We start from the raw sequence: 23,989 nt of genomic DNA on the forward strand, positions 1-23,989 counted from the left end.
AGGGGAGCTACAACCTTATGAAATATATGAAATCACAAATGAAACAGCTGATCAGGGACAATAAAGAGCTGCAAAACCGCTTGAAAGAGTTAATGGATGAGATGAATTTAGAGCGCACATTTGCTCTTAAAGCATTGTATCATTCAGAGGTGGCAGAAGGCGGGAAATATCAGGCTGCTTATCAAGCATTAGACCAGCCAAAGGGCTAAGTCTGTTTTCTATGAAATTCCTGATGGTAAACTCATTCATGTGACATGAACGAGTTAGCGTTTCTGAAATAATGGTGCACCTAGACGGCCAGGTAACAGAGGACATTCCCTCATTACCTGGTCTTTTCACATTCACTCAGCAAAAATCTCCTGTAACAAAGGGTCATCATCTAAAATCTCCAAAGCTCTTTGTCGATAACTGGAATCATGTAAATAGGTATAACGATTAGGCTTAATCGATGTGCTCATTAAAATAGCTTCTTTGTATTCTGCCTTTATTAATCCGATTGTTTTAACATAATCAAAAAAACCAGTACGTGAAAAAACTTTTTCGATACGTTCTATTCTATGCTCTTGAACTTTTGCCATGATATAAGTGGCGATGCCTACTTGAACCCCATGCATTTGCGGTGTTTTGGAAATGACTTCAAGACTGTGAGAGATTAAATGCTCCGATCCACTGATGGGAGCACTGTTTCCGCTTATGACAGTCGAAATCCCTCCCATCGTCAAGGAACTGACTAATTCTTTAAGAAGGATTTCATTTTTTAATTCATGCATCGGTGTCCGGATAAAGCTGTTAACAGCTTTCTTACTAAGCATATAGGCGAAGGCATTTACATACCCAACCCCGTTTTTTTCTTCAAACTCCCAATCATATAGTGCTGTCAGATTCGACATGAGATCGCCAATCCCTGCCAGGATAAAGCGATCCGGTGCGTGCTTGATGATATCTAAATCGACGATGATTCCATATGGAACCCTGGCAGGGACAGTCGTCTTCTTACCATCAACCATTAAAGAGCAGTTACTGCTTGCGAACCCGTCGTTTGAAGGGGCAGTTGGAATCGATATGAACGGACTTCTTCTGGAAAAAGCAACATATTTACCGTAATCGATAACTTTTCCACCTCCTACTGCGATAACGACATCAAAGCGGCTCCAAGAAAATGCAGAGGAAAGCAATTCATGGATATCCATTGTGTCATCCAGCTTTACGCACTCAATCGAGAGATGGGACAAAGCGTTTTCGATTTTGCTTTTTAAAGTGGTATTTGAGAATTCATCAAATAAAACGATAGCGTTGGAGAACGGATGCCTTTTTAAAATAACGTCTAACCGTGACAACACGTCAGAGCCAATTTCTAAAATAGATGGAATCGGAATGTTTGTAACCGTATTTGTCATGGGTGTATTCTCCTTTCGTTTTTCAATCACTTTACACTTTCCACATTTGTCAGATGGATTCCTTTAAAATCATTAGGGTTTTCTCCCAAGACCCAAATATTTGACTTGTAAACCCACATGTATTATATTAATTGACAGGTCAATGATTGACCCATCAATTAATAAAAAGGAGGATGCTTTTGTCCAACCCGTGCCGTGAAGAAGAGAAGATAATCGTTCAACTGAATGATATATATAAGCAAATGAGTCCTAAGTTTGAGCGCTGTACCGGAATCAGTCAGTCTCGTTTGGATCTTTTGCACAAGTTATTTGAAGTGGAAGAAATCAGTCAAACGGCTCTACAAAGAGAAGTGAATATTGATAGTGCAGCCGTGACGAGACACTTAAAGCAACTTGAAGGAAAAGGGATGGTCTCCCGCCGTAAGAACCCTGATGATAACAGGTTTACATTTGTCCGGTTGACAGAGGAAGGCCGTCAGAAAATAGAAGCTTATCGTGAAGAGAAAGAGATCTTTATTTCTAAAGTCTTTAAAAGCTTTACAAAAGAAGAACGTTCGGTTTTATCCGAAATGCTTAATCGTATTCAGGATAATGTACAGGACATTGAATACTAGATTTTACTCATAAAGGAGAATGCACCATGAATCAAACAAAAATCAATGACTTTAACGAAATCATCACAGGCCGTCGTTCCATTCGTAATTATGACCCGTCTGTGAAAATCAGTAAAGAAGAAATGACAGAGATTCTAACCGAAGCCACTCTTGCACCATCATCTGTAAACTTGCAGCCATGGCGTTTTGTTGTCATCGATAGTCCAGAAGGGAAAGAAAAACTTGCACCTCTTGCGAAATTCAATCAGACGCAAGTCAAAACTTCTTCTGCAGTGATTGCGGTATTTGTAGATATGAACAGCCTTGATTATGCGGATGAGATTTACAATAAAGCAGTAGAAGAAGGATACATGCCTGCAGAAGTAAGAGACAGACAGCTACCATCCATTAAAGGATTACTACAAATGATGACAACTGAACAATTCAGGGAAATGAACCTCATCGATGCAGGTTTAGTATCCATGCAACTCATGCTTGCTGCACGGGCCCACGGATATGACACAAATCCTATCGGTGGATATGAGAAGGACCAAATTGCTGAAGCATATGGTATGGACAAAGACCGTTACTATCCAGTCATGCTGATTTCAATCGGAAAAGCGGCAGATGCAGGCTACAAATCTGTTCGCCTGCCAGTAGAGTCCATCACAGAATGGAAATAAAAATAAGAAAAGAGGAGAAAGTATATGATTATTATTCATGCGGAATTTCAAATTAATCCAACCAAAGAACAAGCATTTTTAGAAGAGATTCGCCCACTTGTAGCAGCATCGAGAGCAGAAGAGGGAAATATCTCATATGACTTAATGAAAGATACTGAAAGAGAAAGTGTCTATACTATGGTAGAAGTGTGGAGGGATACTGCTGCCGTTGAGATTCACAATGCGAGTGAGCATTTCACTTCATTTGTGGGGAGTGCGCCTGAGTATTTAGCGGCTCCTTTAGATGTGACGATTTATGAAGGAAACAAGGTAGAGAAATAACGGATTGAAAAGTACCTGACCTTTGGTTGGGTGCTTTTTTATTGGAAATTGCCAGGCACATAAGCACCCGGCATTTCCGACTACACCTCAATAATGATTGGCAAAATCATAGGTTTTCTCTTCAAATGCTTGAATAGGTATTGCCCTACGTCTTTTTTGATCGCCTGTTTCATTTCTTTCCAGTCCCGAATATTTTCTGCAGATAATTCATCTACTACTTTTTTAACGAGATGGTTTACGTCTTTTAAGAGGTCTTCTGAGTTTCGTACAAATACGAATCCCCGTGAAATGGTATCAGGTCCAGAAATAATCGTGTGATCGGACTTACTAAGCGTAATGACGATGATAAGCATTCCATCTTCAGAAAGTTGTTTTCGATCCCGTAAAACAATTGATCCGATATCTCCGACGCTCAATCCATCTACAAAGGTATCCCCTGCAGGAATGGTCCGCGTTTGCCGGGCAACGGAATTTTCAATATCGACGACTTCCCCATTTTTTATAATAAAAGTATTTCCAGCTTCTACTCCTACCGATTCAGCCAGGATCCGATGATGATGCAGCATTCGGTATTCACCATGTATAGGAATAAAATATCTCGGCTTCATTAACGTAAGCATGAGTTTTAAGTCTTCTTGATATCCGTGTCCTGACACGTGCATGCCTGTAGTGCTTCCACTTCCGTAAATTACGTGGGCACCAAGTTGAAATAAATTATCCAGAATACGTGATACGTCTTTTTCGTTCCCTGGAATAGGCGATGCGGCAAGTATGACCGTATCACCCGGATAAACGTAGACGTCACGGAAACTTCCAGTGGATAGGCGACCCAGTGCAGCCATAGGCTCCCCTTGACTTCCCGTACATAAAATCGCTACCTTTTCGGGAGGTAATGCATCAATTTCACGGGCATCAATCAGCATCCCATCAGGCACGGTTAAATATCCCCGTTCTATGGCGACTGAAACAACATTGATCATGCTTCTTCCTAATAATGCCAGTTTCCTATTTGTCTTAATGGAAGCATCGACCACCTGCTGGACCCGGTTGACATTGGAAGCGAAGGTTGAGACAAAGATCTTTCCAGTGGCTTTCAGGAACGCTTCATCCATATGATTCCCCACCATTTGTTCAGAAGGGGTCAAGCCGCTCCGCTCCGCATTCGTGCTTTCAGAAAGTAAGACCAATACCCCTTCATCCCCAATCCTGGCCATTTTATGAATGTCTGAGTATTGATGATTGGCAGGGGTTAAGTCGAATTTAAAGTCTCCAGTATGTACGACATTTCCTTCCGGCGTATGAAAAACGATACCTAAACAATCCGGAATGCTGTGACTGACCTTGAAGAACGAAACATCGATTGTTCCAAAATTCAGGTTGGAATTTGAGTCGATGGTTACAAGTTTTGTATCTCTTATTAGCCTGTGCTCTTCTAATTTTAGTTCAATCAGTCCCAGGGTGAAATGTGTAGCGTAAATAGGCATGTTCATTTTTTTCAGAATATAAGGAATGCCACCTATGTGATCCTCATGACCATGAGTGACGATCAATCCTCGTATCTTATCTTTGTTTTTTTCCAGATAAGTAACATCAGGAATAATCAAGTCTATGCCCAAGAGACTTTCATCAGGAAACTTGCCTCCACAATCAACGATGACAATATCATCACCGTGTTGTATGACATACATATTTTTTCCGATTTCATTGATTCCGCCTAGTGCAAAAATGGATAATGCCTGATCATTGGTTTGCAAGAATGAACCCTCCAAGACAAATTGTTTTGGTTATTATGCCCGAATGGGTAGGTTTCATATAAGATTTTATTTAGAGAGATTATAGAATAGCGTAAAGTAATCATTTCTATGGTAAATTATGCTATTATTATTTATGATTGATACTCACTAAGGAGCGATAATGATGACATCAACAAATACTTGGACAGAAGTTGATCAATATTTCACGAGTAAACTTCAAGTATCAGATCCACTTATGGACTCTGTACTAAAAGCAAATAGTGAAGCAGAACTGCCTGCAATCGATGTGTCTCCGAATCAAGGGAAGTTTCTATCTATAGTTGCACAGCTTAAAGGAGCGAAACGCATATTGGAAATCGGGACTCTTGGAGGCTATAGTACGATCTGGCTTGCGCGTGCACTGCCCGAGGACGGACATCTTATAACATTGGAATATAGCGAAAAGCATGCAAAAGTCGCCGCAAAAAACATTCAAAATGCCGGAATGGATCATATGGTGGAAATTAAGGTAGGTGCTGCCTTGGATACGTTGCCGACTATTGAGGGTAAGTTTGACTTTATTTTCATCGATGCAGACAAACGAAACAATGGCAATTATTTAAAATGGGCACTGGAGCTTTCACAACCCGGAGCTGTCATTATTACAGATAATGTGGTGCGCGGTGGAAAAGTAATCAATGAAAACACCCAAGATGAAAGCGTTCAGGGTGTTCGCCAATTTGTTGATATGTTATCTAAAGAGCCCCGAATTGATTCTACTGTTGTCCAAACCGTCGGGACTAAAGGATACGACGGATTTATGATGGGGATTGTGAAAGGTTGAAAATTCATATTGTATTTTATGGCATTCTTTTGTAAAATAAATGAAAATTCATAATCGTACATGTCATGATAGGAATGAGTAGTGACTTATCTCCCTGGTAAAGAGAACTGATGGCTGGTGGGAATCAGTACAAAGATAAGCGCGAATTACCTCCTTAAACATTCTCTGTGAACCCTTAGTAGCAAAGAACGGCCGGTCCGTTATCCGAATGAAGTGGAAGAGAAATCTTCAATGAGGGTGGTACCGCGTTAACCACGTCCCTTTTTTAGGGGCGTGGTTTTTTGGTGTGATTTATTGTTGAGGAGAGTGGATAACGGTGAAATCTGAAATATAACGGCGAAATGTTTATTTTAACGGCGAATTTCGTGATATAACGTTTAGAAATAACAAATTCGACTTCTGCCATCAAAATATATCAGAAGGATGATCGATTTATCAAAGGAATTAGGAGTATATCAGCGAAATAAAAATGATCACGATCAAACTGACAAATATTCAAACAAAACAAACATATCAATCAAGGAGGAATGTTCATGCAACACAAATGGGAATCACTTTCACTAGATCAGCAGGAAGAAGTAGAAAAGCAGTTAGCCTTATACAAAAATGGAGTTCATGAAATCATACCAGATGCAGAATTAAGGCAAAAACTCGTCAAGTCAATTGCGACAGGAGAACCATTGAAAGTCAAGCTTGGCCTAGACCCAACCGCTCCCGATGTTCACCTGGGGCATACGGTTGTCTTGAACAAATTGAGGCAGTTCCAAGAAAACGGTCATATCATTCAGCTCATCATCGGGGATTTCACTGGTAAAATCGGTGATCCAACCGGCAAGTCTGTTGCTAGGAAGCAGCTGACTGATGAAGAGGTGAAGAGAAATGCCCAAACTTACTTTGAGCAATTTGGGAAAGTCCTCGACAAAGAGAAGGTGGAGCTTCATTACAATTCCAAATGGTTGTCATCATTGAATCTTGAAGATGTGATTCATTTATCATCGAAGATCACGGTTGCCCGATTAATTGAAAGAAACGATTTTTCGAATCGATTGTCAATAGGGAAGCCAGTCTCGCTTCATGAGTTTTTCTACCCGTTGATGCAAGGATACGATTCCGTCGCATTAGAAAGTGATGTGGAGCTTGGCGGGACGGATCAACAATTTAATGTGTTGATGGGAAGACATCTTCAGGAGCATTACAACCAGGAGAAACAAGTGGTCATTTTACTTCCTTTACTTGAAGGACTTGACGGCGTAGATAAAATGTCAAAATCAAAACATAATTACATTGGGATTGATGAAGATCCTAACCAAATGTTTGGGAAGACGATGTCGATTCCGGATGAATTGATCATCAAATATTTCAACCTGATAACGGACTTATCGTTAGATGAAAAATCGAAAATAGAGAAGGAATTAATCGAAGGAACATTCCACCCTAGAGATGCCAAAATACATTTAGGGAAAACCATCGTGTCCATGTACCACGGAGAAGAAGCAGCCGCACAAGCTGAGAACAATTTTAAGGAAGTATTCCAAAAAGGAGCACTTCCTGATGACATTCCAGAGATAGAGTGGACGGGTGATAGTAGAGTGTCAATTATCGACTTACTTGTTGAGTTAAATATGCAAGCTTCAAAGAGTGAAGCGCGACGGATGATTCAAAATGGAGGTATTAGAATCAATTCAGAAAAGGTTGTAGATATGCAATTAGAAGTAGCGGTTAAAGATGGGATGATTGTGCAGGTAGGGAAGAGGAAGTACAAAAAGCTGAGAATAATGTAACTCCGTATGAAAGTCGTCTAATCAACAAGAATAGATGGCTTTCGTTTTTTTGAATAAATCAAATATTTTTGATTTAATAGTTGACTTGATGGAAGATCTTGCATATAGTAAGATTATATCAAATAAATTTGATTTAAGAGGAGCAGATAGCATGAATAAACAAATTCCATTAAAAGATATATCACTGGATTCAACCTTCAGTAAATATGAAAAAAAATTCAAGGCACTAGCAGATCAAAAAAGGTTATTTATCCTGCACCAAATTACTGAAATGGGAGAAGTGTGTGTATGTGACTTATCGGATAAATTAGACTTACCCCAATCTAAACTTTCCTACCATCTGAAGATTTTAATGGACGCTGAGTTGATCCGGAAAGAAACGCGGGGCACATGGAGTTACTATACATTAAATCACACTGAATTGAATCACTTGTTATCAGAACAACTTTGCTGCTTGTTTAGGCGTGAATAAAGTGATTAATTTGCATGGTGACATCTTATGATTTATTAATCAAAAAAAATTGATATATAATTTCCGACAATTAATCAAAAAAAATTGATTAAACAAAAATGGAGGGAGTCAAAATGACTATATTGAAAGATTTTATCACCATTGCCCTTGAGTTAACGGCGCTGTTTGTTGGAATATCCTTTGTGATTCATTTACTTCAAGGATTTATTCCTTATAAAAGGATGGAGGAGCTGATGGATCGAAGCCATCCTCTGTTGAGTGCTCTGATTGCTGTTGCTTTCGCATTCGTCACACCATTTTGCTCATGTTCAACCATTCCTATTGTCGTAAATCTATTGCGAAACAAAGTTCGTTTTCCCATTGTGATGATTTTCCTTTTTGCCTCACCTGTACTGGATTTAACTATTTTGTCCTTGATGACCTATTTACTGGGATGGAAAGTAGCCATTGCATATACATTTTTAACCACTTCTTTTTCTATTATTATCGGATTTGCGCTGAATGCATTTGGTTTTGAAAGACAATTAAAAAATGTTATGGTAGAAAATTTCTCAGCACCTGAGAATGGTATTGACTTTAAGAAAGCGATAAGAGAAACACTTACACTTATGAGAAATGTCTATCCATTTCTTATTATCGGGGCAGGGATTGGTTCGGTTATTCATGGTTCTGTTCCAGAAGAATGGATTACAACCTATTTAGGAGGAGAGAATTGGTGGCTGGTTCCGATAGCTGCGATTATCGGAATTCCATTATATATTCGACTATCTACAATGATTCCGATCTCTCATATTCTTATTGCTAAAGGAATGGCCTTGGGACCAGTAATGGCTTTGATGATTGCATCAGCAGGAGCTAGCCTTCCGGAGATGACATTACTCCATAGCATTTTTAAGAAGAAGCTTGTGATAGCTTTTATTGGCTCTGTACTTATCATGTCTACTATGTCGGGTTTCTTATTTTACTTTATATAAGGAGGTGGGCAAATGAAATGGTTAAAAGGTTTGATTGGACAGAAGGAACAGAAGGATTGCTGTAAAGTGAAGCTGATAGAAGTAAAAGATAAAAATGATAAGAAAGAATGTTGTCAAAATGAAAAATGAAGCCCTCGTTTTCTAATGCAGGGCTTTTTTTTGTGCTTAAGTAATATTCAATTTGAGACAATCCTATATAATTAAGTTATAATTTTCCATATAATGAAATCTGATAAAATGAATTGGTGGTAGAAAATGTTGGTTGAACAAAAGTAAAAAGATTAGTATATCAGTGAAGGTCTGTTGCCTTTTGAGCCATTGATAATAAATAAAGAGGAGAAAAAAATGAATGCAATCACAATAGAAAAAGCAAGAATACAAGATGCAGAAATCCTTACAGATATAAAGAGGAAAGTGTTTGATGCTGAAAAAGAAAGATGGCTTTCATTTTCAGAGAATGACGTCGATTACAATATCCAGCCGCCGGGCTACGACTCCGTGGAGATGGGAAAATATATGATCCATGAATTGAATTATTTTAAAATCCTTTATCACGAGGAGCTCGTTGGTGGTGTAATTGTCACGTTAGAGGGAAAGCGACATGCAAGAATCGACCGTATCTTTGTTGATCCAGATTACCAAGGGAAAGGAATTGGGTCAGCTGCCTTAAAATTTATAGAAGAGATGTTTTCACAGGTGAAATCGTGGGAGCTTGAGACATCCAGCAGGCAGTTGAATAATCATGCCTTTTACGAGAAGATGGGGTACAAGAAAGTCTTTGAATCAGAAGTTGAATTCTGCTATGAGAAAAGGTTACAGCTTGATGCAACAGAAGAGGGTGAGACGAGGGATATTCACATCCAAGGTAATACCTTGAGCCAAGTTGACCTTTCTCGGTTGCAAGTGGAACATAGCAACGTGACGGAGACGGATTTCTATGGTATTGACGGGAGTCACTCCACATTTAGCAACAGTAAATTAATAGGGGTTCAATTTAGTAATTGCAATCTAAGCGAATCCCGCTTTCAAAATATTAATCTCAAAAAAGCCCTGATTGCTGATTTGAATCTTTCACATAGTGAATTCGCCCATGTGACTTTGGATGGCGTGTATCTTCATGACACGACTCTTGGAGAAGAGAATGAACCTGTGAGATTTGAGCGTTGCGACCTTAAAGGAAGCCAGTTTAAAGCTTGCAATCTAAATGATGTCAGGTTGATAGATTGTGAGACGGAGGGAATGAGGATCAATAATATTTTGGTAAAGGATCTATTGGATGCGTATGAAGTAGTACATAAGATGAAGTAAAGAATAATTCTCCAGACACCCACATTAGATGTAAGTCATAAGATACTTAATGACAGAAATAAGAGAGGTGTCTTTCCATATGAATCCTTATGATTTTTATCGTCAATACAAACCCTTTTATTTAGATAGTTACTCACGGGTTCAGGAGAATGATTCACTGATAAAAGACATACAAAAGGCAATAAACGGAGAGTATAGTGCGATCGCGTGTTATGAAACACTTGCTAAATTGGCACCAACTGTAGAAGAGAAAGATCGAATTAGAGAAATCCGAAATGATGAAATGCGCCATTTAAAAGCTTTCGATGATATCTATACGAATATAACAGGAGTCTCTCACACTCCTCAATTGCAAGAAGGTTGTCCTGCTTCATACAAAAGAGGTCTTGAGTCTGCCATAAATGACGAGCAAGAAACGGTTGATTTTTATTTAGAGATTGCCGATGGAGCAAAAGATACCTATATAAAGGAAGCATTCCGTCGAGCTGCTGCAGATGAACAAAATCATGCCGTTTGGTTTTTGTTTTTCTTTATGAAGAACCAAGGAAGTTGGAGACGGGAGAGGCAAATGAATTACGGCGCAAAAGGAGCACTTGATGCAACTTCACTCACTGTTCCTCAAATGCTCGTTTACGCCATGCAGGATGAATACCTGGCTCAGGCAAGATACGATCGAATCATACAGAATTTCGGTAATGTTCGAACCTTCATAAGAATTAAAGAGGCCGAGCTGCGACATATTTCAGCTTTGCAAACCCTTTTCCAACGATATGGTATGCCATTGCCTGAAGATAATTCTCAAGCTTATACTTCAACTCCGGATTCGATTAAGAGTGCATACGCAGCAGGGGTACAGGGTGAAATTGATAATATAGCCATGTATAATAAATTTCTGACTTACAATCTTCCTCAAGATGTAAGAGTTGTTTTTACACAATTGAGAAATGCATCACAGAATCATTTAACTGCTTTCGAGAGAGGGTTAGCTAGATGACGAGACCACCTGTTTGGGTTGTTTTGGGGGGCATTGGTTTCAGAGGTTGCTGATGGGTAAAGTGTCGTGTGATGGCACCGCGAAAAATCATTAAATTACGAAAAATCGGTCTTACCTATCACCGTATTTATCAATGGTTAAAAGAAAGTGAATACGATCCTTATAGAGGACCGAACGTTGAATACTTCGATGCTCTTCCCATTAAATAAGAAAGATACCCCAGTGACCGGGATTTGAAGGACCCTCATTTTGATATCTTGATTCCCGTGTTGAAAAAATAATGAAAAAAGAGATAGATGAGCATTTCATCTATCTCTTTCTTCATTTACTTGAATATCCCGAATGGCTTTCCTACTGGAAGTGTTTCTTTCCCAAAGTGGGTGTTCAACACACTCGCAGCAGAGCCGTAGAAGCTGAATAATGCAATGAACAATTCAGAAATGGCCGCTAATTTATGCATGGATTCAGGTGCAATCCCAAGTGTAGACAGTGAAAGCCCTATAAATAAGAAATCAATAAGGACAAAAATAATGAATAAGACCTTATGTGTTTCCATGGCGCCAACGGTCATGAAAATACTGAAAATCAGGTATCCGATATACGCAATACCCAATTGGTGTGGATCAACTGCAGCAGCCGCTGCTTCTCCAAACACACCGAATGAAATTAACCAGGATGTTCCAACTCCGAGCCAAAATAAACCGAATGCTCCAAATGCAGTGGATCCGAAAGTATTATTATGTTTTGCATCTCCAAAGCTTGCGATCAACTGTGCAATTCCACCAAGGAAAATCGCCCATGGTAATACAAATGAAACTCCATCTGTCCATCCAAGTTTCGCTGAAGAAGCGACAAGGGTAACCATAGCTAATCCAAAAAGTCCAAGAGCAGATGGATCGGCAGTTACTAATTGAACTCGTTGAGTGTTCTGTGTTTGATTCATGATGATACCTCCTATTAAACATACTTGACTAATTTACATAAAAAAGTCTCCGTATGCAATAGAAAATATTATGTAAGCATAACTTTCATAAAAAAAGTTGGTTTTTTAGGTGTAGTTTCGTTCTAACAATGGGTTTCGCTGATATATTTTGGTTTTCGCCGATAAAATCAAGAATTCGCTGATATATTTTGGATTTCGCTGATATATTTAAAATTTCGCTGATAAAATTTTTCTCATCCGCTAATCCAGCTCTTAAAGCCTCTCAAAAGAGTCGGTTTCACCAAGAGTTACGACTCAACCAAAGAAAATTCATCAAAAACCTTCTCAAAAGTTAAGAAACTCCCGGATTATCATGAAAAAGATAATCCGGGAGTTCTGCCTTCCTATCGTACATTCAATTCACAACAAAAAAACGCATGAATTGAGTCTATCCTACATACATATCAAAAGGGGACAAATATTTTACACAGCGATCCTCAAAAAAGGGGGTGAGGGTGGTGGAGAACTACTTTATTTTCATGCTGATATTTCAAGCAGGAAGTTTCATCATTTCGTTGTTGAATCATATTGAAAAGTAGGTGGCTCCGAAAAGATTATTCCGGACTATGACTGGCCTCATAGTTCGGTTTTTTTCATTTTGGATCGCTTCCCTTATAGTCTATGTAGATAACCTCGTGAATATACGTTTCTAGTAATATAGTAATCGGTGTCGTTCGGTTTCTAAATTTGCCTAATGTTGTTATCATAAGATTATTGAAGAAGTCCAATCAGGGAACATATATAAACATTTCCAGGAAGGAACCAGACACTTGAAGGCAATTCATCAAAAACTTATAAAAGATCGATGCGGTACCGTTTCTTTCAAAAGAGGAGAGGGATATTACCGTTCCAATAAAGTGAAGATGGGCGAATTCCGTTCGAATTATTGTGAAGCGACCGTTAAGGGAGAGGAAGATTTCCACGTAACCGTATCAGGGAGAAGGAATGGAGAAATCCACGCAACGTGCAGCTGCCCCAAACTGGCATCGTTTGATAAAGATTGTCAACATATTGCAGCCGTCCTGCTCGCGATTCATAATGAGCAGCGTCGGGGAGATGCACAAGTAAGGGAAGTTACAGAAGAATTTTTCACCCTGTTTCAGGATGAACCCATACGATCCACCGGTCAGCAGAGGCATTTTGAAAACAGATCAGTCCTGCAATGTGAAATATTGATTAAGCCTGTAACCCTAAAAACAGGTGAAGCTATTATAGGGATTGAATTAACGATACACTCTATCAAGGTTCAACAGGTTAGAGAGTTTCTACAAACCATCAAAGAAGGAGTTCCCTTCCATCTTTCAGACTCATTCCTTTTCAATCAACAAGTTCATTGCTTTGAAATCGAAACCGATGCTGTGATTCAACAGCTTATTAAAGTGGTCCAGGGAGAGGCAATATACTCATTAACAGATGTGAACAAAAGTGAACAATTACTCATACCACCCTCATCATGGGAGAGGCTCTTACCATTACTTATAAAGGCATCAGGAGTTAAAGTAGAGCAAGGCCACCACACAGTAGAGGGGATTAAGTTAATGAGTGTCCCTCTTCCATTGAACTTCCAATTTGAGCAAAGTGAGAACGGCAGTTACCGATTACACATTACCGGGTTAAAAGACATCATTGTCCTAGATGAATATCAGGCCGCGTTTCATGAAGGAACCCTGACCCAACTGGACATCAGGGACTGCAGGCGCCTTTCTGAATTAAAGCGCCTCCTCACTAATTCCGGTACAGATTGGATACCCATCCCTCAGCCCCAGATTGGCGTCTTTTTAGAAAAAGTAGCGATAGGTTTAAAGAAATTGGGGAAAGTCACAATCCCGGACGGAATTTCCAGAAGGTTGGAAAGGGTGCCGCTTGTTGCAAAGTTGTATCTGGACAGGGTAAAGAATCGCTTGCTGGCGGGTCTTGAATTTCATTACGAACATGTGGTCATTCACCCACTGGAAAATCGCGAACCACCCTCGGGTTCCTTACTGATTAGAGAGGTGGAAAAAGAAGATACCATCCTTGAATTAATGGAAGAGTTCTCTTTTGGAAAAACAGAAGGGGGTTACTTTTTACAAAATGAAGATTTAGAATATGAGTTTTTAACCTACGGTGTGGAGAAGATTCAGGGGCTTGTCCAAATCTATGCGACTACGGCAGTGAGAAGCCGTGTCTCTAAAGGGAATAATGGTCCAAAAATCCGGGTCAAGGTGATGAAAGAACGAATGAACTGGCTGGAATTCAAGTTTGAGATGGATGGGATTCCTGACCGGCAGATCATGGAGATCCTTGAGGCATTAGAAGAAAAACGGAAATATTACCGGATGCGAAACGGGTCTCTTCTGTCGTTGGAATCCAAAGAGTTTCAGGACATCCAGCGCTTCCTCCATACGTCACAAGCGGAAAAAAATGATTTAATCAAGGGGCTTGAGCTGCCATTGCATCAAAGTATTCAATTACTGGATTCAGTTGAGGTGACCCACACGTTCAAATTAGGGGAATCATATAAAGAGTTCCTACAACATATCATGAACCCCGGTAGTATGGAGTTTTCCGTTCCACCAAGCTTGAACACACTGTTGAAGGATTATCAAAAAAACGGTTATCAATGGATGAAAACCCTGGCCTTTTATGGTTTGGGGGGGATTTTAGCCGACGATATGGGGTTAGGGAAAACTGTCCAAAGCATTACTTTTATCGTTTCGGAGTTAGAAGAAATTAGGACCCAGAAGCTTCCGGTTCTGATTGTTTGTCCTTCGTCCCTCATGTATAACTGGCAAAGTGAAATTACAAAGTTTGCTCCAGAATTAGAGGCAGTAATAATGGATGGAAATAAAACAGAACGAATGAAGAAGCAGAACGCATTAAAAGACGTAGATGTGATTATCATTTCCTATCCGTTACTTCGAAGTGACATCAAGTGGTACGAGCATCAGAAATTTCACACAGTCTTTTATGATGAGGCTCAGGCGTTTAAAAATCCAATAACGCAAACAGCAAGAAGTGTAAAGAAGATTGAAGCCAATCACCGTTTCGCATTAACCGGCACCCCTGTTGAGAACTCGCTCGAAGAGCTGTGGTCAATTTTTCACGTAGTATTTCCGGGATTATTTGGAGGGCTTAAGGATTACAGTCGTCTTACAAAAAAAGACATTGCCAAAAGAATTCGGCCGTTTGTCCTGCGCAGGATGAAGGAAAATGTGTTATCAGAACTTCCGGTAAAACAGGAGATCATGGAATCAGCGGAACTGTTGCCATCTCAAAAGGAATTGTACGCTGCTTATTTAGCCAAGCTTCGTCACGATACGCTTAAGCATCTGGATAAAAATACGTTGAGGAAAAACAGAATCAAAATTCTGGCTGGTATCACCAGGCTTAGACAAATATGCTGTCATCCAGGTTTATTTGTAGAGGGCTACCAGGGAACATCGGCTAAATTTATTCAGCTCATGGAGATTTTGGAAGAATCAAGACATGCAGGCAGAAGGGTGTTGATTTTTTCACAGTTTACTAAAATGCTTGATTTCATCGGTAGAGAGCTTTCAGCGAAAGGACGGACCTTCTTTTACCTTAATGGAGCAACGCCTTCTGAAGAACGGGTTGGCATGTGCAACAGATTCAACGAAGGCGAGCGCGACCTGTTTCTTATTTCATTGAAAGCTGGAGGTACGGGACTTAACTTAACAAGTGCTGACACAGTCATCCTCTATGATACATGGTGGAATCCTGCTGTTGAAGAGCAGGCAGCGGACAGAGCCCATCGCATGGGACAAAAAAATGAAGTGCAGGTCATCAAGCTCATCGCACGCGGAACCATTGAAGAAAAGATGAATGAGCTGCAAGAAAAGAAGAGACACCTCATTCAAGAGGTGATTGACCCTGAAGATAAAATCGTTTCTTCCATGACGGAAGATGAGCTTAGAGAAATATTATCGTTTTAGTCAATTTAAAGGTGAAGCTTCTATATAAATGAAGCTTCACCTTTTATTTATTCCTCTTGGATCTCACAAAGAAGGCTCACATTGAACGAATAAATATTTAATAAATAAGCAAGATAAATGGGAAAGAATAGAAAGTTTTATCTCATAAAGTTTTTCAAGGTGCTTGTGATCAATTAGTTGGAATGAATGTGACAAATAATAAAAATTTGTACATAAAGTCAGGTGTAATTCATGCAAAGCCGTTTTAAAAAAGATAAGACAGATTCGACCTCCACAACTCATGATGAAAACAAGGATTCCTCAAAAGTGGACCAACTACATCCAAACTTAGAAGAAAATCTAAAGTCCATCTCAAAAGCAATTGGTAATAGTGATGATGTAGTCATAAGGAAAATTAAAATAGGAAAAGAAAGAAGTATTAATGCAGGAATCATTTATACGGATGGAATTGTTGATACAAAATCAATCAATGATTTTATCTTAGAATCTCTCATGATCGATTTTAATTATGAAAAAAATGGTCATTCCGGGATGGAATTATTGGATTGTTTGAGAGACTCTGTTGTTGCTGTTGGAAATATTCAAGATATAAATGACTTTGACTCATTATATTCCGCTCTCTTTTCTGGGCACGTCATCGTATTAATGAATGAATTTACGAGAGGACTCACTATTGATTTAAGCGGAGGAAAAGACAGGGAGATATCAGAAGCTACTCAGGAAACGGTCGTTAGAGGTCCAAGGGAAGCGTTTACCGAGTCGTTACGGACGAATACAGCTTTGATAAGACGAAAAATCAATGATCCAAATCTTTGGATAGAGTCGAAGAAGATCGGGAAAGTCACTAAAACGCAGGTATCTGTTATGTATATTAAAGGGATCGTCAATGACAAAGTACTGGAAGAGGTAAGGGAGCGTCTTGATCGAATAGAGATTGATGGGATTTTAGAAAGTGGTTATATTGAGGAGCTCATTGAAGATAAGACATTTTCTCCATTCCCTACAATATATAACACAGAACGCCCCGACGTAGTTGCTGCTTGCCTATTGGAAGGGCGTGTAGCCATCCTGGTAAATGGTACTCCCTTTGTTTTAGTGGTCCCTTCATTATTCACCCAGTTTTTCCAGGCTGCTGAAGACTATTATCAAAGGTGGGATTTTAGTACCCTCATACGTTTTCTTCGTTTAATCAGCTTTTTTATTGCTTTATTAGCTCCGTCAATTTTTATTGCCGTTACTACGTTTCATCATGAAATGATCCCTACCCCACTCCTTATCAGTCTGGCATCTCAGCGTGAAGGTGTTCCATTTCCTGCTTTTGTCGAAGCACTAATAATGGAGGTGACGTTTGAAATATTAAGGGAAGGCGGCATAAGGATGCCGAGAGCAATCGGGCAAGCCGTCTCAATTGTTGGCACATTAGTCATTGGAACAGCAGCCGTAGAAGCGGGAATTGTGTCTGCTGCTATGGTCATTGTAGTATCTATTACAGCTATCGCAAGTTTCGTGGTCCCGTCTAACAATATGGGTATTTCAATTAGGATGATCCGTTTTATATTTATGGGGCTGGCTGCATCATTTGGTATTTTCGGTATTACCGCTGCTTTTATTGCAATGATACTCCATTTATGCAGTTTACGCTCGTTCGGCATTCCTTATATGAGTCCGTTCGGACCGTTCAATGTTGAAGATCAGAAAGATTCCCTGTTTAGGTTCCCTCACTGGGGATTGGTTTCACGACCACATTTAATGAACAAGCAAAATGTGAATCGTGAAGATAGTCCATCTCCAACCCCGCCAGATAATCAATAATAGATAGATGGAGGTTGTTAGATGATTAGGAATACAATAACTCTCCTTTACATTTGTTTCTTGATTCTTTTTACTACAGGTTGTTGGAACCGTGTTGAGTTAAATGAACTCGCCATTAGTGTCGGCCAGGGCATCGATAAAGAGGATGATCAATACAAAGTATCTACCCAAATCGTTATTCCGAGTGAGGTTGCTTTAAAAGCAGGTGGTAGTTCTGGTATACCCGTCACCCTTTTCACAGGAACTGAAGAAACCGTATTTGAAGCAATGAGGGAAATAACGACCGTCAGTCCGAGGAAAATTTATCATTCTCATCTACGAATTCTTGTCATCGGGGAAGAGTTGGCCAAAGAAGGAATAGGGAAAGTGTTGGATTTTTACGCAAGGGATCATGAATATCGGACAGATTTCTTTATCGTCATTGCCAAAGAAACGACTGCCGAGAATATATTATCTATGTTAACTACAATTGAGAAAATACCTGCAAACAATATGCTGTCTTCCCTGGAGACCTCAGAGAAGACATGGGCACCAACAACCTCGGTTACCTTACATGAACTTATCCGGAGCTTGGTGACAGAAGGAAAGAGTCCTGTACTGACAGGTATTGAGATTAAAGGTGATCCTTCTATTGGGGATAACGTTCAGAACATTGAACAGATTGACCCTGCATCCTATTTGAAATATTCAGGAATAGCGGTATTCAAGAAAGATCGTATGTTAGGGTGGTTAAATCAGGAGCAGAGCAGAGGGTATAACGTCTTAGTGGATAACGTGAAGAATACCGTCTCAAATGTTCAGTGTCCAAGTGAAGGTGAATTTAATTTAGAAGTTATTAAGTCAAAAACGAAAGTGAAAGGGAAGGTAGAAAATGGAACACCCAAAATTGACGTTTCTATCGAGGCAGAAGGAAATATAGGGGAAGTGAAATGTGACATTGACTTAACGAAACCAAAAACCATCTATGAGTTAGAGAAGCAAGCAGAAGAAAGTTTTGTCCAACTTACTCAAGAAACAATCAAAACCGTTCAGGAGGATTACGGAGTCGATATTTTCGGATTCGGGGATGTCATCCACCGGGAAGACCCTGAATCATGGAAGAAGTTAAAAAAGAATTGGAATGAAAAACACTTCTCTGATCTAAAAGTGAATGTGAAGGCGAATATAAAAATTCGCCGTTTAGGTAAGATAGGAAATTCATTTTTACCTGAAATGAAGGAGTGACCATAATGTGGGTAACCCTTGGACTTATTATTATAGCTATCCTCATATTCGTGGCTGAAGTACCTTCCCTATTAAGAAATAAAGATAAAAGAGAGCTATGGGTATTCTCCATTCTATTCGTTATAGGAGTAGGATTAAGCATAGCGAGAGGCTTGAAAGCCAGTATACCAAATCCAATGGATGTACTGATCATTGTATATAAACCTCTCAGTGATTTGCTCATGTCGTTGTTAAAATCATAGTAGACGAGGTGTGAATCGTTTTGAATAACATAAGAATAGATCTTCCTCAATTTACTATACTTGTTACCCTCATTACCATTGGGGATTCTATTCTGGTATTGCCGGCCATACCAGCCTCTTTAGCCAAACAGGATGCCTGGTTATCCGGTATTCTCGGGTTATTGATTGGTTTATTTGTCGTCTATTTACTTGGAACGGTTGGGAAATTATATCCTCATCTAACATTAGTGGAATACAACGAAAAAATCCTTGGGAAGTGGCCTGGAATTGTTATTTCAATTCTCTTTCTATTTTACCCCCTGTTATCTATTGCTGCACATATAAGGGAGATCGGGGATTTTACCACAACACATATCATGACTAATACACCTGTAGTAATGGTTCACTTGTTATTTGTAGTCATTATCATCATGGGGGCACGGCTGGGTATCGAAGTGATTGCGAGATCAGGAGAAATTTTTTTCTTTATTTTTACCATTCTTTTTTTTGTATTTGTAATAGCCCTTATTCCCTTAATCGAATGGAAGAATGTTGAGCCCATACTAGAGGGGGGGATAAAACCTGTCATCAACGGAGCCATTACAGTGGTGGCCTTTCCTTATATGGAATTGGTTGTATTTTTAATGATACTCCCTTATGTAAAGCACCAACAAAAAATCAGAAAAAGCTTTCTTATAGGCTCTTTATGCGGTGGGCTTGTACTGGTCATAATCATTGCTTTGACGATTCTAGTATTAGGCTACGACTTAACACAAAGATCATTTTATCCTACATTTGCCTTAGCTAAGTCAATCAAGATCGGTGACTTTTTGGAAAGGATAGAAGTGATATTAGCTGTGATGTGGATTTTAACCACTTATTATAAAATAACCTTCTATTTTTATATTTTGAACTTAGCATTAGCCCAAATTGTCAGAATAAAGGAACCCAGGATACTCATTTATCCCATGGGTCTGATAGTCACAGTACTCTCTCTCGTCATCTCTCCAAATGCAGCCTATTTTAATGATGCGATTTCAAAATACTGGCCGTTTTATGACAGCACATTTGGTTTATTGCTTCCTTTGTTTCTCCTGATTGTTGCATTCCTGCGAAAAAAAACTGTAAAGGAAGGCTATTAATAAGAATTCCAGCATTAATGATAAGGCTGCTGATCAAACCATCCGCACGAATATTTATCAATAAGTTTTTTTGGTTCTGATTTTTCACAGAGTTGGAAGGGAGGTGCGTCGTATCACAACATACAAAATAAATTCAACCCAGTTGTTCGTATTGATTTTCTTGTTTGAATTAGGGAGTTCAATCATCGTCGGACTAGGATTTGATGCAAATCAGGATGCATGGTTGGTGATTCTATTGGCCATGGTAGGTGGAATCGTTCTTTTCCTTTTGTATGGGTACCTTTTTAAACAGTATCCCAATCTTCCATTAACAGAATATGCGGAAAAGGTGGCAGGGAAAGCCCTTGGAAAAGTCATTGCTTTTATGTATATTCTTTATTTTTTCTATATTGCAGGAAGGGTATTGCGGGATTTTGGTGACCTTCTCATCACAACCACGCTTAGCCAAACACCATTAGTGGTTGTCAATTTACTAATGGTGCTTTTGGTGGTTTACGCTTACTACTTAGGGATCGAAGTCATTGCGAGATCAGGCAATATATTTTTTATTATTTTAACGATCCTTGCTTCATTGTTCTTTATCTTTGTATTTATCGACCGCCTCCCGCAAATTGAACACCTTCAGCCTGTACTCGAAAAGGGATGGAAACCTGTTCTGAAAACAGCCTTTCCCTTAACCTTAACTTTTCCTTTTGGAGAACTTATTGTGTTTACGATGATCTTCCCATTCATGAATAGACAGGAAAAGGTATTGAAGACAGGGCTTTTTGCGGTAATATTCAGTGGTATCGTACTAATCGTAACCATGAGCGTTATCTTAAGTATACTTGGACCCTCTATAGGGAAAAGCACAGAATTTCCACTCATGGAAGCGATAGAGAAAGTCAATATCGCCGAAATCATTCAACGCTTAGATCCGATCGCACTGGGGATTTTCATAATAGGTGTCTACTTTAAAATCACCCTTTTCTTTTTTGCAGGTATGTACGGGTTTGAGAGATTGTTTCGAATCAAGAAGAAAAAGTTCTATCTATTGCTAACTGGTACAGCTCTTCTTTCAAGCTCGGTTTTTATGGCTGAAGGGTTTACACAGCATCTACAAATAGGTCTGAAAATTGTTCCGTTATACGTACATATGCCATTTCAAGTGTACATTCCTTTATTGCTATTTCTTATAATCGTAGTGAAAAAATTATTCAAACAAAGGAATCATTCTTTGTAATGCTACTAATAGCAATATAGAAAAATACTATAGACAGTGCAAATATAAGTTTTTTCATGTACAAAAACATTAAGGACTGCATGTGAAATAATAATGGACTCTATAGTAAGGAGTGAGCATATGACGTTGGCTATGACTGAAAACGAAATAACACTGGCCATTATTCAAAGTCTTAAAGACGGTAAAAAAACTGTGTTTCTTGAAATAATTGAAGAATTGCAGCCTTATGACATAGCTCAGCAATACATAAATGTGCCATCTAAACACCAAAACAAATTCCTATTATTCTTACCGTTGGAGCAATTAACTGAATTCATTCAGGAAATTGATAAAGAAAATCAGTTAGTGGTGTTGCAAAAGCTGGGGATTGAAAAGTCAACCAAAGTCCTGGACTTAATGGAAAACGATAATCTGGCCACATTATTAACAGATTTAAAACCTGAGAAGATTGAAGAACTCTTGTCAGAAATGAATCAAGAGGAATCTCAAGTCGTTATGAATTTAATGAATTACCCACCAGAAACGGCCGGTAGAATGATGAACAACCGCTATGTATGGATACCGAAGAATTATACAGTCCGTGAGGCGGTTGATAAACTGAAGGATTTTGCCGAGTTGGCTGAATATCTAAACTACCTTTATGTGATCGATGAGGAAAAGAAACTAATTGGCGTTATTTCCTACAAGGATTTGTTACTCGGGGAACTGCAGGATAAAATTGAAACGATTATGTACAGCAGAGTGGTAAAAGTAGATGTGTATACTGATCAGGAAGAAGTAGCTAAATTGATTAGTAGGTATGATTTCATTACAATTCCGGTTGTTGAGGAAAATGGGAAATTGGCTGGTGTCATTACCGTTGACGACATTATCGATGTCGTCATTCGAGAAGCAAATGAAGACATTGAAAAGTTGTCAGCTTCAGGAAAAGCGATTGACTTCAATACAAAACCATTTATAGCCGCCTATCGTCGATTGCCGTGGTTGATTTTGTTGTTATTTATTGGACTGGTATCAGGAAGTATCATTAATATGTTTTCAGCAACACTAGAGCAAGTCGTGGCACTCGCTTTCTTTATGCCCATGATTGCCGGTATGACGGGTAACACCGGAACTCAATCACTTGCTGTAGTCGTAAGGGGTCTGGTTTCAAACGACTTGGACTTTCCACAAGTAATGAAACTGATTTTTCGTGAGTTGTCGGTTGGCATCATCATTGGAGTGACATGTGCAGTGATGATTGCCATCATTGCATTTGTATGGCAAGGAAATTTCATATTAGGGCTAGTAGTAGGGAGCTCATTACTCATCACTCTGATTATTGGCACATTGGCAGGGACAATTATTCCACTCATCCTATACAAGCTTAATGTTGACCCTGCCGTTGCTTCTGGTCCTTTAATCACTACCATCAATGATATCTTGTCTCTTATGATCTATTTTGGGATTGCTTCCATGTTTATAACGAGGTTAATGTGATCCTCCAATTAGTTTTAAATCCATCAAGAATCAGCTCGAGACGATTACAAAATGCTCAGAAATCATGAGCCTTTTTCTATTTGAGGAGATTCATTACCCAAATTCTTCAAATATCCGTTTTGGGTTGTGCCACTATTATACAAAAATAACATTGACCACACTGGTCAAAAAAGCTATAATGAAATTGACCAATGTGGTCAAATGCCTGTCCCCTTAAAGGAGGATGAGAAAATATTGTTTAAAACATTGAACATAGATCCTGAGAAAGAAGAAAGGATCATTAATGCAGCAACTCAAGTTTTTGCAAAGAATGGTTACCAAAATGCCTCAACGAACGCAATAGTGAAGGAAGCAAAGATTTCAAAGGGAATCTTATTTCATTATTTTAATAGCAAAAAGGATTTGTATGTTTCACTGTATGAACATCTATCCGACTTATTCACTGAGAAGATTTACGAACGTATTGACTGGAACGAGCGCGATATTTTCGTTACGATTCGTGCAGTAACGTTAATAAAGTTCGAGCTTTTTACCGTTTATCCCCATCTTATAAATTTTCTTACTAGTGCATTTCTCGAAGAAGCACCGGAAGTGAAAGATGATATCGAGCAGATTAAAGCCAAGATGGTGGAGAACAGCTTTGCAAAATTATTCTCCAATTTGGATACATCGAAATTCAAGGAAGGGGTCAATGTAAAAAAAGCGATTCAAATCATCTATTGGACCTTTGAAGGGATTGCCAATCAACAACAGCAAAAAGCAAAGACACTTTCCGTAGAAGACATCAATCAAGAAGACGTGCTGGCTGAAATTGATTCCTATATTGAATTATTGAAGGCATCATTCTATAAATAGGAAAAGGGAGGATGAGA

Annotated in this window: 22 protein-coding genes and 1 other annotated feature; of the genes, 19 read left to right on the forward strand and 3 right to left on the reverse strand. The window is 39.1% G+C overall.

The features are described from left to right. Nucleotides 1-17: 17 nt before the first annotated feature. Nucleotides 18-209 (forward strand): hypothetical protein, encoded by a 192-nt coding sequence (locus ACCB35_RS10465; RefSeq protein WP_374056802.1) that lies wholly within the window; start codon nucleotides 18-20, stop codon nucleotides 207-209. A 132-nt stretch (nucleotides 210-341) separates the two neighbouring features. Here ACCB35_RS10465 and ACCB35_RS10470 read toward each other — a convergent pair whose 3' ends face one another. Beyond that, nucleotides 342-1,397 (reverse strand): iron-containing alcohol dehydrogenase family protein, encoded by a 1,056-nt coding sequence (locus ACCB35_RS10470; RefSeq protein ID WP_374056803.1) that lies wholly within the window; start codon nucleotides 1,395-1,397, stop codon nucleotides 342-344. A 179-nt stretch (nucleotides 1,398-1,576) separates the two neighbouring features. Here ACCB35_RS10470 and ACCB35_RS10475 point away from each other — a divergent pair, with 179 nt between their 5' ends. Genes ACCB35_RS10475 through ACCB35_RS10485 form a run of 3 tightly spaced genes read left to right on the forward strand, consistent with a single transcriptional unit; the run spans nucleotide 1,577 to nucleotide 2,994 of the window. Next, nucleotides 1,577-2,011, forward strand: a complete 435-nt coding sequence (locus tag ACCB35_RS10475) for a MarR family winged helix-turn-helix transcriptional regulator (RefSeq protein ID WP_374056804.1) — start codon at nucleotides 1,577-1,579, stop codon at nucleotides 2,009-2,011. A 26-nt stretch (nucleotides 2,012-2,037) separates the two neighbouring features. Continuing rightward, nucleotides 2,038-2,673, forward strand: coding sequence for a nitroreductase family protein (locus tag ACCB35_RS10480; protein ID WP_374056805.1), 636 nt, complete (start codon nucleotides 2,038-2,040; stop codon nucleotides 2,671-2,673). Between the two features lie 24 nt (nucleotides 2,674-2,697). Next, nucleotides 2,698-2,994: a putative quinol monooxygenase gene (locus ACCB35_RS10485; protein WP_374056806.1), complete on the forward strand. Its 297-nt coding sequence runs from the start codon at nucleotides 2,698-2,700 to the stop codon at nucleotides 2,992-2,994. 80 nt (nucleotides 2,995-3,074) lie between these two features. On the opposite strand, the gene ACCB35_RS10490 is transcribed toward ACCB35_RS10485, so the two are convergent. Next, entirely contained in the window at nucleotides 3,075-4,682 is a 1,608-nt protein-coding gene (locus tag ACCB35_RS10490) for a ribonuclease J (RefSeq protein WP_374056993.1), read from the reverse strand. A 229-nt stretch (nucleotides 4,683-4,911) separates the two neighbouring features. Here ACCB35_RS10490 and ACCB35_RS10495 point away from each other — a divergent pair, with 229 nt between their 5' ends. The 7 genes from ACCB35_RS10495 (at nucleotide 4,912) to ACCB35_RS10525 (ending at nucleotide 11,309) form a co-directional block, all read left to right on the forward strand. Continuing rightward, nucleotides 4,912-5,571 (forward strand): O-methyltransferase, encoded by a 660-nt coding sequence (locus ACCB35_RS10495; protein WP_374056994.1) that lies wholly within the window; start codon nucleotides 4,912-4,914, stop codon nucleotides 5,569-5,571. Between the two features lie 56 nt (nucleotides 5,572-5,627). Continuing rightward, nucleotides 5,628-5,836 (forward strand) — a binding site (T-box leader). A 268-nt stretch (nucleotides 5,837-6,104) separates the two neighbouring features. Beyond that, the gene (gene tyrS / locus ACCB35_RS10500) at nucleotides 6,105-7,352 is read left to right on the forward strand and encodes a tyrosine--tRNA ligase (protein ID WP_374056807.1); all 1,248 of its coding nucleotides are present in this window, start codon (nucleotides 6,105-6,107) and stop codon (nucleotides 7,350-7,352) included. Nucleotides 7,353-7,503: 151 nt separating this feature from the next. Continuing rightward, nucleotides 7,504-7,824: an ArsR/SmtB family transcription factor gene (locus ACCB35_RS10505; protein WP_374056808.1), complete on the forward strand. Its 321-nt coding sequence runs from the start codon at nucleotides 7,504-7,506 to the stop codon at nucleotides 7,822-7,824. A 113-nt stretch (nucleotides 7,825-7,937) separates the two neighbouring features. Then, nucleotides 7,938-8,798 (forward strand): permease, encoded by an 861-nt coding sequence (locus ACCB35_RS10510; RefSeq protein ID WP_374056809.1) that lies wholly within the window; start codon nucleotides 7,938-7,940, stop codon nucleotides 8,796-8,798. A gap of 345 nt (nucleotides 8,799-9,143) precedes the next feature. Beyond that, nucleotides 9,144-10,106, forward strand: a complete 963-nt coding sequence (locus ACCB35_RS10515; protein ID WP_374056810.1) for a GNAT family N-acetyltransferase — start codon at nucleotides 9,144-9,146, stop codon at nucleotides 10,104-10,106. 79 nt (nucleotides 10,107-10,185) lie between these two features. Then, entirely contained in the window at nucleotides 10,186-11,100 is a 915-nt protein-coding gene (locus ACCB35_RS10520; RefSeq protein WP_374056811.1) for a ferritin family protein, read from the forward strand. A gap of 68 nt (nucleotides 11,101-11,168) precedes the next feature. Then, nucleotides 11,169-11,309 (forward strand): hypothetical protein, encoded by a 141-nt coding sequence (locus tag ACCB35_RS10525; RefSeq protein WP_374056812.1) that lies wholly within the window; start codon nucleotides 11,169-11,171, stop codon nucleotides 11,307-11,309. Between the two features lie 116 nt (nucleotides 11,310-11,425). On the opposite strand, the gene ACCB35_RS10530 is transcribed toward ACCB35_RS10525, so the two are convergent. Continuing rightward, nucleotides 11,426-12,043, reverse strand: coding sequence for an acetate uptake transporter (locus ACCB35_RS10530; RefSeq protein ID WP_374056813.1), 618 nt, complete (start codon nucleotides 12,041-12,043; stop codon nucleotides 11,426-11,428). A gap of 809 nt (nucleotides 12,044-12,852) precedes the next feature. On the opposite strand from ACCB35_RS10530, the gene ACCB35_RS10535 reads away from it, so the two are divergent. From ACCB35_RS10535 to ACCB35_RS10570, 8 genes are all read left to right on the forward strand, one after another. Beyond that, the gene (locus tag ACCB35_RS10535) at nucleotides 12,853-16,017 is read left to right on the forward strand and encodes an SNF2 helicase associated domain-containing protein (protein ID WP_374056814.1); all 3,165 of its coding nucleotides are present in this window, start codon (nucleotides 12,853-12,855) and stop codon (nucleotides 16,015-16,017) included. Nucleotides 16,018-16,248: 231 nt separating this feature from the next. Then, on the forward strand, nucleotides 16,249-17,829 hold the full coding sequence (locus ACCB35_RS10540; protein WP_374056815.1) for a spore germination protein: 1,581 nt from the start codon (nucleotides 16,249-16,251) through the stop codon (nucleotides 17,827-17,829). Between the two features lie 21 nt (nucleotides 17,830-17,850). Then, entirely contained in the window at nucleotides 17,851-19,053 is a 1,203-nt protein-coding gene (locus ACCB35_RS10545; RefSeq protein ID WP_374056816.1) for a Ger(x)C family spore germination protein, read from the forward strand. Between the two features lie 5 nt (nucleotides 19,054-19,058). Next, nucleotides 19,059-19,295: a hypothetical protein gene (locus ACCB35_RS10550; RefSeq protein ID WP_044337190.1), complete on the forward strand. Its 237-nt coding sequence runs from the start codon at nucleotides 19,059-19,061 to the stop codon at nucleotides 19,293-19,295. Nucleotides 19,296-19,315: 20 nt separating this feature from the next. Then, on the forward strand, nucleotides 19,316-20,416 hold the full coding sequence (locus ACCB35_RS10555; RefSeq protein ID WP_374056817.1) for an endospore germination permease: 1,101 nt from the start codon (nucleotides 19,316-19,318) through the stop codon (nucleotides 20,414-20,416). A gap of 103 nt (nucleotides 20,417-20,519) precedes the next feature. Continuing rightward, on the forward strand, nucleotides 20,520-21,638 hold the full coding sequence (locus ACCB35_RS10560) for an endospore germination permease (RefSeq protein WP_374056818.1): 1,119 nt from the start codon (nucleotides 20,520-20,522) through the stop codon (nucleotides 21,636-21,638). Between the two features lie 120 nt (nucleotides 21,639-21,758). Beyond that, entirely contained in the window at nucleotides 21,759-23,117 is a 1,359-nt protein-coding gene (mgtE, locus tag ACCB35_RS10565) for a magnesium transporter (protein ID WP_374056819.1), read from the forward strand. Between the two features lie 234 nt (nucleotides 23,118-23,351). Further along, the gene (locus ACCB35_RS10570; RefSeq protein ID WP_253275461.1) at nucleotides 23,352-23,972 is read left to right on the forward strand and encodes a TetR/AcrR family transcriptional regulator; all 621 of its coding nucleotides are present in this window, start codon (nucleotides 23,352-23,354) and stop codon (nucleotides 23,970-23,972) included. Nucleotides 23,973-23,989: the final 17 nt, after the last annotated feature.

The sequence above is a fragment of the Rossellomorea sp. FM04394 genome (assembly GCF_041889765.1).
In the GTDB taxonomy this organism is placed as follows: Bacteria; Bacillota; Bacilli; order Bacillales; family Bacillaceae_B; genus Rossellomorea; species Rossellomorea aquimaris_B.